The sequence below is a fragment of the Kineothrix alysoides genome (assembly GCF_000732725.1).
Taxonomy (GTDB): Bacteria; Bacillota; Clostridia; order Lachnospirales; family Lachnospiraceae; genus Kineothrix; species Kineothrix alysoides.
On record NZ_JPNB01000001.1, the window covers coordinates 849,500 to 861,014 of the forward strand.

Annotated in this window: 11 protein-coding genes; 10 read left to right on the forward strand and 1 reads right to left on the reverse strand. The window is 43.8% G+C overall.

Features of this window, described 5'->3' with window-relative positions:
- The first annotated feature begins 5 nt into the window (after positions 1-5).
- From murD to sigE, 7 genes are all read left to right on the forward strand, one after another.
- Positions 6-1,373 (forward strand): UDP-N-acetylmuramoyl-L-alanine--D-glutamate ligase, encoded by a 1,368-nt coding sequence (murD, locus tag CC90_RS0104075; protein WP_031389546.1) that lies wholly within the window; start codon positions 6-8, stop codon positions 1,371-1,373.
- A 73-nt stretch (positions 1,374-1,446) separates the two neighbouring features.
- On the forward strand, positions 1,447-2,613 hold the full coding sequence (locus tag CC90_RS0104080; protein ID WP_031389547.1) for an FtsW/RodA/SpoVE family cell cycle protein: 1,167 nt from the start codon (positions 1,447-1,449) through the stop codon (positions 2,611-2,613).
- A gap of 109 nt (positions 2,614-2,722) precedes the next feature.
- Entirely contained in the window at positions 2,723-3,973 is a 1,251-nt protein-coding gene (gene murA, locus CC90_RS0104085; RefSeq protein ID WP_198528772.1) for a UDP-N-acetylglucosamine 1-carboxyvinyltransferase, read from the forward strand.
- A 5-nt stretch (positions 3,974-3,978) separates the two neighbouring features.
- Positions 3,979-5,148: a cell division protein FtsQ/DivIB gene (locus CC90_RS0104090; RefSeq protein WP_108702607.1), complete on the forward strand. Its 1,170-nt coding sequence runs from the start codon at positions 3,979-3,981 to the stop codon at positions 5,146-5,148.
- A 135-nt stretch (positions 5,149-5,283) separates the two neighbouring features.
- Positions 5,284-6,486 (forward strand): cell division protein FtsZ, encoded by a 1,203-nt coding sequence (ftsZ, locus tag CC90_RS0104095; protein ID WP_031389550.1) that lies wholly within the window; start codon positions 5,284-5,286, stop codon positions 6,484-6,486.
- 311 nt (positions 6,487-6,797) lie between these two features.
- Entirely contained in the window at positions 6,798-7,658 is an 861-nt protein-coding gene (locus tag CC90_RS0104100; RefSeq protein ID WP_031389551.1) for a sigma-E processing peptidase SpoIIGA, read from the forward strand.
- On the forward strand, positions 7,659-8,399 hold the full coding sequence (sigE, locus tag CC90_RS0104105) for an RNA polymerase sporulation sigma factor SigE (RefSeq protein ID WP_031389552.1): 741 nt from the start codon (positions 7,659-7,661) through the stop codon (positions 8,397-8,399).
- A 120-nt stretch (positions 8,400-8,519) separates the two neighbouring features.
- On the opposite strand, the gene CC90_RS0104110 is transcribed toward sigE, so the two are convergent.
- Complete coding sequence (locus tag CC90_RS0104110; protein WP_031389553.1) at positions 8,520-8,753, reverse strand: PRC-barrel domain-containing protein; 234 nt, start codon at positions 8,751-8,753, stop codon at positions 8,520-8,522.
- Between the two features lie 272 nt (positions 8,754-9,025).
- On the opposite strand from CC90_RS0104110, the gene sigG reads away from it, so the two are divergent.
- The 3 genes from sigG to CC90_RS0104125 all read left to right on the forward strand — a co-directional run bounded on the left by sigG (position 9,026) and on the right by CC90_RS0104125 (position 11,206).
- Positions 9,026-9,805, forward strand: a complete 780-nt coding sequence (gene sigG / locus CC90_RS0104115) for an RNA polymerase sporulation sigma factor SigG (protein WP_031389554.1) — start codon at positions 9,026-9,028, stop codon at positions 9,803-9,805.
- A gap of 275 nt (positions 9,806-10,080) precedes the next feature.
- Complete coding sequence (locus tag CC90_RS0104120) at positions 10,081-10,608, forward strand: ECF transporter S component (RefSeq protein WP_031389555.1); 528 nt, start codon at positions 10,081-10,083, stop codon at positions 10,606-10,608.
- Between the two features lies 1 nt (position 10,609).
- Positions 10,610-11,206 carry a uridine kinase family protein gene (locus tag CC90_RS0104125; RefSeq protein ID WP_051869280.1) on the forward strand — a complete coding sequence of 199 codons (597 nt, stop codon included), beginning with the start codon at positions 10,610-10,612 and terminating at the stop codon, positions 11,204-11,206.
- Positions 11,207-11,515: the final 309 nt, after the last annotated feature.

Here is an 11,515-nt window from a genome sequence, read left to right on the forward strand (position 1 = left end):
GTTTCATGGATTTACATGGTAAGAAAGTATTGGTAATAGGAACGGGAATCAGCGGAATCGGGGCAGTGAAGCTTCTTGACTTTGCAGGAGCGGCACCGGTCTTATACGATGAAAATAAAAAGTTGGAGGAAGCGGTGATACGAAACAAGCTTCCTGAGGGAATAAATGCAGAGATAGTAATTGGCAGCCTGCCGAAGGAACTGGAGGAAGAAATTGTCTTGGTGGTACCAAGCCCCGGCGTCCCTGCGGATACGGCTTTCATAGAAGGCTTTCGGGAAAGAGGGATTCCAGTATGGGGAGAAATAGAATTGGCCTATACCTATGCTAAGGGAAAGTTGATTGCAATTACGGGAACCAATGGCAAGACCACTACCACATCTTTGGTAGGCCAGATTATGGAAGAATATTACGAATCTGTTTACATCGTTGGAAATATTGGCAATCCCTATACAGAAATAGCTTCGGAGACAAAAGAGGACACCATAACAGTAGCGGAAATCAGCAGTTTCCAGCTGGAGACCACACATACCTTCAAGCCTCAGGTATCAGCCATACTCAATGTTACGCCGGACCACTTGGATAGACATTATACGATGGAAAATTATGCGGCGGTAAAGGAAAGAATCGCCGGGAACCAGACGAAGGACGATGTATGCGTATTGAATTATGAAAATGAATATACCAAAAATTTTGGCAGCGTATGTCCGGCTCAGGTCATCTTTTTTTCCTCTGCGAGGAAGCTGGAAAGAGGAATTTATCTGGAAGGAGAAGATATATATATAGCAGGTATCGGCGATGCGCAGGATGACAGAAGGAAGATTATGACTGTGCACGATATGAATCTGGTAGGGTTGTGCAATGTGGAAAACGTAATGGCAGCCATTGCCATCGCATTGAGCATACAGGTACCTCTCGAAAATATTTTAAGTACGGTAAAGCACTTTAAGGCGGTAGCGCATAGAATAGAGTTCGTTGCCACGAAAAATGGGGTGGACTATTACAATGATTCCAAGGGCACCAATCCGGACGCTGCAATTCAGGGAATCAGAGCAATGTCTAAACCTACCGTATTGATTGGCGGCGGTTACGATAAGCATAGCGAATATGACGAATGGATCGAAGCCTTCGACGGAAAGGTAAAGTGTTTTGTACTGATCGGGCAGACAGCGGATAAGATAGAGAAGTGTGCCGTAAAACATGGTATAGGAAACATTATCCGTGCGAATAGCTTTGACGAGGCGCTGAAGGTATGCACGAGAGAAGCAGAAGCAGGAGATGCGGTGTTATTGTCTCCGGCATGCGCCAGTTGGGGAATGTTCTCCAATTATGAGGTGCGTGGAAATATGTTCAAGGATTATGTGAACAGTCTTTAAAGAGTTGCGGTTCAGCCTGAGCTGTTATTTTAAAGACCTTTATAAATAAGAGAAGGAAGGAGTAGGACATTTCGTGGCGGAAAGAAGAGTAGGAAGACAACGGAAAAAGCAATCGGAAAACTTTTTTGATTACAGCCTGTTATTTATTGTGCTGTTTTTGCTCGGGTTCGGGTTGATTATGATTTATTCGACCAGCTCCTATGAGTCAAATCTTCAGTTCGGCGACTCCACCTTTTATCTTAAAAAACAGGTAATAGCCACTGTGATAGGGCTTGCGGCAATGATAGTGGTAGCAAATATTCCTTATCACTTTTGGGAGCGATTCGCGACTCTCGGTTACATAGGCTCCGGCGTAATGATACCGCTCGTATTAGTTCCAGGCATTCAGTATTCGGCAAACGGAGCGACGAGATGGATTCGAATAGGCGGCTTTACATTACAGCCTGCCGAAGTGGCGAAGCTGGGCATGATTTTATTTCTGGCCAGTCTCGTCTGCCGTATGGGAAGAGGGATAAGAACGACGAAGGGATTTTTTACAGTGCTCGCCGTGCCGCTGCCAATTTGCTTGATGATTTGGCAGATTACTAACAATCTGAGTTCCGCCATCATTGTATTCGGAATTGCGGCGCTCATGCTGTTCGTGGCAAGCCCCGAATATAAGAAATTTATATTGCTTGGCCTTGGCGGTGTCGCGGCTGTTGCGGTGCTCATATTTGCCGTAGTAAATGCAGCCTCCTCCGACGGCTTGAACTTCCGTGGAGAGCGTATACTGGCATGGCTGGACCCGGAGGCATACGCCAGCGGGAAAGGCTTTCAGACATTGCAAGCGCTTTACGCCATTGGTTCGGGAGGAATTCTCGGGAAAGGACTGGGGCAAAGTATGCAGAAGCTCGGTTTTCTTCCGGAGGCCCAAAATGATATGATTTTTTCGATTATCTGCGAGGAATTGGGGCTTTTTGGAGCGATAGCTATTATTATTATGTTTCTGCTTTTAATATGGAGATTCATGGTGATTGCCAATAATGCGCCGGATTTGTTCGGAGCCCTTCTTGTAGTAGGTGTTCTCGGGCATATTGCGATTCAGGTTATTTTAAATATTGCGGTTGTAACTAACACGATTCCCAGTACGGGTATATCGCTGCCGTTTATCAGTTACGGCGGTTCCTCCGTATTATTTTTAATGATAGAAATAGGTTTGGTCCTTAGCGTTGCGAAGGGAATTCGTCTGAAAGATTTGTAAGAAGGACATGGGCATAGGTGCGAAGGGGAAGTACAAGATACGTTTTTGAGGAAGTACCATATATATAGAATAGGTCATATTCATAAAATCTGATTTAGAAGGTGAATCATTGGATTCTATTCATATGTATGGTGGAAATTTTTTACGTGGTGAGGTAAAGATACAAGGCTCTAAAAATGCCGTGCTTCCAATTATGGCGGCTGCACTTTTAATAAAAGGCACTTGTGTGATAAAAAACTGTCCGCGGATTGCGGACGTATATCTGATGCAGAATCTGCTTCAGGAATTGGGCTGTTTGGTAACATGGTCTGAGAATACGGTAACGATAGATGCTTCGAATGTCATTGACAGCGCGATGTCGGGGGAATCCGTAAGCAGCATGCGCTCCTCCGTAATGCTTTTAGGAGCTATGCTGGGAAGAATCGGTGAAGTGTTCATGGCCTATCCCGGCGGATGTGTCATCGGCAAGCGGCCTATCGACCTGCATCTTTCTGCGCTTAAGGAAATGGGCGTGGAAATAATGGAGCAGGAGCATTTCTTTACGGCAAAGGTAGGCAGGCTGAAAGCTATGGACTACACGCTTCCTTTTCCCAGTGTGGGTGCCACGGAGAACATTATATTAGCGGCGGTTCTGGCAGAAGGAACGACAACGATACGGGGTGCGGCGAAGGAACCGGAGATAACGGCACTATGCGAATTTTTAAGAGCTGCGGGGGCCGATATAGAGGGAGCCGGGGAGCAGACGGTAGTCATAAAGGGAGTGAAGGAGCTTAGAGAGACGAGGTATACGGTACCGGGTGACCGCATTGTAGCGGGTACTTATCTTATTGGAGCACTGGCTGCCGGCGGAAGCATTTTTTTGGAAAAGGCTCCGTCAGAACATATGAAAGCCTTGTTGAAACCTGCCGCGCAGATGGGCGGCACTATCACAATCAACAAGGGCGGTGTGGGAATTGATGTGATTCGAAGGCTGGAAGCGATACCATACCTTAAAACTGAGGTGTACGACGGATTTCCTACCGATTTGCAGTCGCCCATAATGGCGGCAATGGCAGTGGCGCACGGAGACAGTGTGCTTGAGGAGACCATATTTGAAAACCGGTTCCGTATCGTGGATGAGCTCAGGAAAATGGGGGCGGACATTCGGACGGAGAAAAACAAAGCTTACATAAGCGGAATAGAGCGGCTCAAAGGGGCCGTTGTGGAAGCGGAAGAACTGCGGGGCGGAGCGGCGCTTGTAGTAGCCGGCCTCGAAGCCGAAGGGGAGACTGTTATAAAAAACAGACATTTTATCGAAAGAGGTTATGAGGATATTTGCAGGGACCTTAGAAATCTGGGGGCAGATATAAACATCAGGTAAAATAAATGAGTCAAAATAAGGATAAGGGAAAAAAACAGAATAGGGATAAAAAGATACTGTCCGGCAGCGGTGGGAAAAGTGCAGCTAAGCCGGGCGCCAGTTCGAATGGCGGCAGTTTGAAAGGCAGTGCTTCGAAGACGGGCGATACAAAGAACAGCAAAACGAAGGCTGGCGTCTCGAAGGGCAGTAAGCCGAAGAACAGCAGTTCAAAGACTGGAAGCGTAAAGACCGGGAGTTCGAAGAAAAGCGGTGCGAAAAGCGGCAGTAATTTGAAAGCCGATTATCCGAAAAGCATCAGCAGTAAAAAAGTTGACTCGAGCAGGGTTCTGATGGAAAGTTACTCTTCGAGAAAACCGCGCAATACGAACCTGCGCCTCGTTAAAAATGGAGATTTGCCGGTGGAAACGCCGGCAAAGAGGTACGAGAGAGACGATGACTGGCTGGCACAGCATAAAAGTCTGGTAATTATAGGAATATCCATATTTGTGATGGCAGCATTGCTGTTTGCAGGATATTATTATATTACTACCACTTATACAGTAACTACCGTGTATGTGGATGGTAATGTACATTATACCAACGAAGAAGTAATGGACATGGTAATGAAGGGAAGATACGGAAATAATTCACTGTATCTGGCTATGAGATATAAGGATAAGGGGGTAGGGGGAGTTCCTTTTGTGGAGAAGATGGATGTAAATATTCTGTCGCCGAATACGATTAGAATTAATGTGTACGAAAAAGCGTTTGCCGGATATGTGGAATATCTCGGGCAGTATATGTATTTTGATAAAGACGGGATTGTGGCGGAAAGCTCGCAAGTAAGGACCGCGGGGGTACCGCAGGTGACAGGGCTGAGCTTTGACTATGTCATACTCAATGAGCCGCTTCCGGTGGAAAACGATGCGATATTCAAACAAATACTGAGTATTACTCAACTTCTTGAAAAGTACAGTCTGACGGCCGATAAGATATATTTCGATACTTCTTACAATATTACATTGTTTTTCGGAGGGGTAAAGGTCACTTTAGGTACGGGAGAGGATATGGATGAGAAAATAATGAAGCTACAGTATATCCTGCCGGAGCTGGAAGGTAAGAAGGGAATACTTCCGATGGAAAATTATACAGAGGACACGAAAAACATAACTTTTGATCCTGACGAGAAGAATTAACAATTACAGTTTTGCTGATAGGCCGAATTGTAACGTTTAAAAGCAAAAAAAACGAAAAATGGGTTGCTAATTTAGAAAAATAATTATATGATAACATGTAGGAGTTTAATTGGGAATGATGAAGGAGGAACCACCTTGCTTGAGATTAAGACAAACGATGCTGAGGCTGCAGCGAAGATTATAGTAGTAGGAGTCGGCGGTGCGGGCAATAATGCTGTAAATAGAATGATTGATGAGAATATTGACGGAGTGGAATTCATAGGAATTAACACGGACAAGCAGGCTTTGCAGTTATGCAAGGCTCCTAAGCTTCTGCAAATCGGTGAGAAGCTTACGAAGGGTCTCGGTGCGGGAGCGAAGCCGGAGATTGGTGAGAAGGCGGCGCAGGAGAGTGAAGAAGAAGTGACTGCGGCGATTAAAGGAGCCGATATGGTATTCGTTACGTGCGGTATGGGAGGCGGAACTGGAACCGGTGCTGCGCCCGTTGTAGCTAAGATTGCGAAGGATATGGGTATTCTTACTGTCGGCGTCGTAACGAAGCCCTTCCGTTTTGAAGCGAAGGCACGTATGGTAAACGCGCTGAACGGTATTGAGAGAATTAAGGATAATGTGGACACGCTTATCGTTATTCCGAATGATAAATTATTAGAAATTGTTGACAGAAGGACAACCATGCCGGATGCCCTTAAGAAGGCGGATGAAGTATTGCAGCAGGCAGTACAGGGAATTACCGATCTCATTAACGTTCCTGCAGTTATCAATCTTGATTTTGCGGACGTGCAGACTGTTATGAAGGAGAAAGGAATAGCTCATATCGGTATCGGATATGGAAAGGGAGACGACAAGGCCAGCGAGGCTGTCAAGATGGCGGTGGAAAGCCCGCTGCTCGAGACAACGATTTCCGGTGCGACCCATGTTATCATCAATGTTTCCGGCGATATTACCCTTGCGGATGCTTCTGATGCGGCAAGTTATGTACAGGAGCTGGCAGGAGAAGAAGTGAACATTATCTTCGGTGCGATGTATGATGCGAATAAGGGAGATTCCTGCACGATTACCGTTATTGCTACAGGCCTCGAGGATGTTGGAGCAAAGACGGCTGCTTTTAGTACATATAAGCCGGGATATATTACGCCTTCCTCTTTACAAGGTAAAAGCGTTCACAGCGCGGGAACGATGGCTACCGGAAGCTTGAATCCGGGAGGGAGCATCGTGCCTAATATCACTCCGTCAGCAACTCCTTTAAAGACGATTTCCGGGATTAATAAGCCGGGTGACATCAGAAGTTCGGTGGAAGAAAAGACTCTTAAGATTCCTGATTTTCTTCAGAGAAAATAGGAAGTGTTTATTTTTAAAATTACCAGATTAGAATGCTGATTTGGACAAGTTGTTACAACTGGATAATGAATGAGAATGCGGCGGCCTTGAATCTTTATGATTACAAGGCCGTTTTTTCTGTAATAGGAAAGTGCAGTGGAAAGTGTCGTTATATGCGGTAAATAGCATGGATTATCAGCGCCCTTTTGACAAAAAAACCGGACAATACTTTATATAATGTTTAAGTCGGAGGGGACAAAGAAGGTTGAACAGTAACCACGGAAACTCCCTCAAATGGTAATGACGGAGGTGACTGCAAAGGGCTAAGAGATATGTATGTTTATGAAATAAATATTGATAGCTTGTTTCTTATAAGCTTTGTTATGAACCTTTATTTTTATATGCTTGCCGCCAAAACCTTGAAGCGTACTGCCACGCGCATTCGGGTAGGTTGTGTAAGTTTTGCGGGAGCCGGTTTGTTTTGTCTGCTTTTGCTGATGCCGGGGATACCTGCATTCATAAAAAGGTTTATAGGGCCATTTGCGATCAATATGATAATGACCGCAGTTATCTTTAAGACAAAGCAGGTAAATGAAATACTGCGTTGTACCGGATATATGCTCGTGTACGCTTTTTTGTTCGGAGGGCTTATGAAGTATCTGTTCTCCGGCATTCCATTCTTACATAAAAGGCAGGAAAGCATCTGGTGCATATTGGGAATCGGGCTGCTCGGTTATGAAGCGGGGGCTTGGTGGATTGCTCAGATGAAAAAAAGAAAAGCAGATCATATTTATGCGGTAAGACTATTGGGGTATGGAGATGAGGTTGTAGTAAAGGCCCTTTCCGATACCGGAAACAGCTTAAAGGAGCCGGTCAGCGGCAAGCCTGTCTCTATCATAGAGGAGAAGGTTCTTAAGCAGCTTGACGCAGTAATGGTACCGGAGAAATTTAAGTTGATACCATATCACAGTGTAGGGAAAGAGAACGGTATGTTGGAGGGATATGAAATACCGGAAATAATTGTGGAAGGTGAAAAGGGGAATATACGATGGCAGAAAGTGATTGTGGGTATCAGCAGGACGAAAATATCCGCAAACGGAAAATATCAAATGATATTGCATCCGGATTTATGCGACGAGGCGCCCGGAAAAGCGGGGCAGCATTGGTTAATCAGAAGACTAGGAGGAAAATAAATGGTTTTTAAAGTGGCAATACCAGGGAAGGTTCAGTTCAAAATCATCAGGCGGGAACCTAATTTTTTCATGACAAAGCAAGGGGATATTCACTATATAGGAGGAACGGAGGTGCTGCCTCCGCCGTTGGAAGCCCAGAAGGAAAATGAAATTATCAGCGACCTTGGAACGGAATATGAGGACGAGGCGAAGTCTATTCTCATAGAACACAATTTAAGGTTGGTAGTATATATCGCGAAGAAATTCGATAATACCGGAGTCGGAGTGGAGGATTTGATTTCCATAGGGACGATAGGGCTGATAAAATCCATTAATACATTTAACCCGGAAAAGAACATCAAACTGGCAACCTATGCTTCCAGATGTATCGAGAACGAAATCTTAATGTATCTGAGAAGAAATAATAAGACGAAGTTAGAGGTGTCCATTGACGAACCGTTGAATGTGGACTGGGACGGGAACGAGCTTCTCTTGTCCGACATTTTAGGAACGGATGAAGATGTGATATACCGGGACATTGAGAATGAAGTGGAAAGAAAGCTTTTGCTGAAAGCTATAAATAAATTATCGGACAGAGAAAAAACAATTATTAATCTCAGGTTCGGACTAGGAACGCCGGACGGCCAGGAAATGACGCAGAAGGAGGTGGCTACGCTATTAGGGATATCACAATCGTACATATCAAGGCTGGAGAAAAAGATTATGAAGCGTTTGAAAAAGGAGCTGATAAGGGAAGAGTAGTGCAGCGTAAGTAAAAGGGGTTTATATAGGGAGGTGTTGAGAAGAAGTTGCCGAAAACGGGATGATTCTTAACACCTCCTCATTAATATGAGATATTTGTAACTTTTGGACATTACCTTATCAATGTCCGATGTCTACAATGATGATGTCGGGACCGATTTTTTTGATATCCTTGAAGCAGATTATGAATTCGGGTTCGTTGTTAAACCAAGAGCAGAGCCTATTGTTGTTGGATACGATAATTTTACAGATTTGCCCGGAACATTCTTCAAATTCTAAATCGATAACTCTTCCAAGACATTTGCAGTCCTTGAGATTGATGACTTGTTTACATTTTAGTTCGGAAAAGAGCATATGGACACATCCTATCAATACTTACCATAATATATGCGGCATATGAGAAATGATTCCGTTACTGTTCACTTCGTTCTCAGCAACGTTTGATTTCTGCATGAAGTACTTCTATTTTTGCTTAAATATTTCAGCGGATATTTATGTTTTAATGTTTAAGCAGACGATGTATAATTTCACCTCTTTTTGTGAATCATTTTATATATAAGATTCACAGTCAGGAAGGCCGCGTCGCGTGCTTGTCTGAATCAATCATAAATGCAGGAGGCGTAAAAATGATACAAGGAAAAGTGGAAATATGCGGAGTGAATACGTCGAAGCTGCCTCTTCTCAAAAGTGCGGAAAAAGAAGCTTTATTTTCCAGAATTGAAGAAGGCGATAAAGAGGCGAGAGAGCAGTATATCGAAGGGAATCTGCGTCTGGTGTTAAGCGTAATCAAAAGATTTTCTTCCAGCAATGAAAATGTGGATGATTTATTTCAAATCGGCTGCATCGGGCTGATTAAGGCAATTGATAACTTTGATTCTTCTTTGAACGTAAAGTTTTCCACCTATGCGGTTCCTATGATCATAGGCGAAATAAGGCGCTTCCTTAGGGATAACAATTCGATAAGAGTCAGCCGTTCTTTGAAGGATACGGCCTATAAGGCAATTTACGCGAAGGAGAATCTGACCAAGAGAAATCTAAAAGAGCCGACCATCAACGAAATCGCCACAGAAATCGGAGTATCAAAGGAGGATATCGTTTATGCCTTGGATGCCATACAAAATCCGATGAGCTTATACGATCCGATTTTTACCGATGGAGGAGATACGCTCTACGTGATGGATCAGATCAGCGATAAAAAGAATAAAGAAGAGACTTGGGTCGAGCATCTCTCTTTAAGTGAAGCGATGAAAAGGCTGGGTGAAAGGGAGAACGAAATAATCAGCCTGCGCTTTTTCGCAGGAAAGACACAGATGGAGGTGGCGGATATGATAGGTATCTCGCAAGCACAAGTGTCGAGACTGGAAAAAAATGCGTTGCGTATTATGAAAAATTATTTGACGGCATAGGCATACAGCCTTCGCGAAATTGCATAGAGACGCAATTTCGACTTCGCGGTATAGAAGGCTGAATAGTAACAGCGGTTGGACTATTGACAAGAAAGAATGGGATTTGCTATACTAACTACTAGTTGGATGGCAGAAGCCTCCGTTTGCGCAGAAGTGCAGGATTGTTGAAGAAATTATAATAAATTTATTTAAGGAAACAAGTACCAGGAAGGTATGGGCGTTGGGAAGAACGCCGTCTTTTTGGTACTTGTTTGATTTATGGAAGGAGATTGAAAATGAGAAAATCAAAAACTTATAAGGTGGTGTGGTCGGGACTGTTTATTGCGCTGGGAGTGGTACTTCCGTTCCTGACGGGACAGATTCAAAGTGTAGGAAGTATGCTGCTTCCCATGCATTTACCGGTGCTTCTTTGCGGCTTTATCTGCGGAGCTCCGTATGGATTGGCGGTAGGGTTTATCGTGCCGATTCTTAAAAGCGTACTGTTTGGAATGCCGCCCATGTTTCCGGTAGCGGTTTCTATGGCGTTTGAGCTGGCTGTTTATGGATTTGTGACGGGATTTTTATATAACAGGCTGCCTAAGAAGAACAGTATGATTTACATAACTTTAATTGCAGCAATGATTATTGGACGTATTGTCGCGGGGGCGGTAAATGTGGTATTATATGGTATAGAGGGAAACGGCTATTCCATTCAAATGTTTATGACGGGAATGTTCGTCAATGCGATACCGGGCATTATTTTACAGCTCGTTCTGATTCCCTTGCTTATTATCATATTCAGGAAATCGAAGGTTATGGAGTAATATGTCAATATTAAAGGATGCAAAAGAGGCAATACTAAAAATCAAGACTGAAAATCCAAACGGGACAATTCTCGTAGCGATAGATGGAAAAAGCGGCAGCGGGAAGAGTACCCTCGCTGCCAGACTTCATGAGGAACTCGGCGGAAATATATTCCATATGGATGATTTTTTCCTGCGGCCACAGCAGAGAACAGAGGCACGGCTTGCAGAGGTAGGCGGGAATGTGGATTATGAGCGTTTCGGCAAGATCCTTTGGGAGGTACGCCGAGGAGAAACGGTTATATACAGAGCTTTTAATTGTAAAAAGCAAATTATAGGAAATGGAATAATCATAGGACCCCAGAAGTTAAATATCATAGAGGGCGCCTATAGTATGCATCCATTTTTCGGACGGGTTTATGATTTGAAGATTGCCTTAGACATAGAAAAAGAGGAGCAGAGAAGACGCATCCTGCAAAGAAACGGCGAAAAGATGTTGAAGCGTTTTGAAGAGGAATGGATTCCGAAAGAAAATGCGTATTTGGAGAAATTTAAAATATACGAGAGAAGCCATTTGGTATTTCATACGGATAAGAATGAAGAGGGGGTGTCAATTTGACACTCCCTCTTCATTGACGTTACAGCCGCTGTCGCAATGCTGCCGTTAAATATGACTGGACTTTGTAAAGTCTTTAATGTTGGTTTGACAGAAGACGGACTTCATATCACTATTTTCCCCTTTTACAAGAAGCATTATAAATCGACGAATATATTGCTGTAAAGTGTAATTTATCGCGTAAATCATTTAAAAAGCAGGGTGTGGCGGTCTTTTTATTTCTTGAAGGCCTATCGGCTTTCTATAGTATAAGGTCTGTTTCAAGGGTTACAGGAATCGAAAAAGTAGAAAATGGAAGAGAATAAACTTCAA

Bases quoted from the DNA above. Each gene is read 5' to 3' on its own strand.
- CC90_RS0104120 (WP_031389555.1), top strand. From the start codon at position 10,081: ATGAGAAAATCAAAAACTTATAAGGTGGTGTGGTCGGGACTGTTTATT.
- CC90_RS0104090 (WP_108702607.1), top strand. From the start codon at position 3,979: ATGAGTCAAAATAAGGATAAGGGAAAAAAACAGAATAGGGATAAAAAG.
- sigE (WP_031389552.1), top strand. From the start codon at position 7,659: ATGGTTTTTAAAGTGGCAATACCAGGGAAGGTTCAGTTCAAAATCATC.
- sigG (WP_031389554.1), top strand. From the start codon at position 9,026: ATGATACAAGGAAAAGTGGAAATATGCGGAGTGAATACGTCGAAGCTG.
- CC90_RS0104100 (WP_031389551.1), top strand. From the start codon at position 6,798: ATGTATGTTTATGAAATAAATATTGATAGCTTGTTTCTTATAAGCTTT.
- CC90_RS0104125 (WP_051869280.1), top strand. From the start codon at position 10,610: ATGTCAATATTAAAGGATGCAAAAGAGGCAATACTAAAAATCAAGACT.
- CC90_RS0104110 (WP_031389553.1), bottom strand. From the start codon at position 8,753: ATGCTCTTTTCCGAACTAAAATGTAAACAAGTCATCAATCTCAAGGAC.
- murD (WP_031389546.1), top strand. From the start codon at position 6: ATGGATTTACATGGTAAGAAAGTATTGGTAATAGGAACGGGAATCAGC.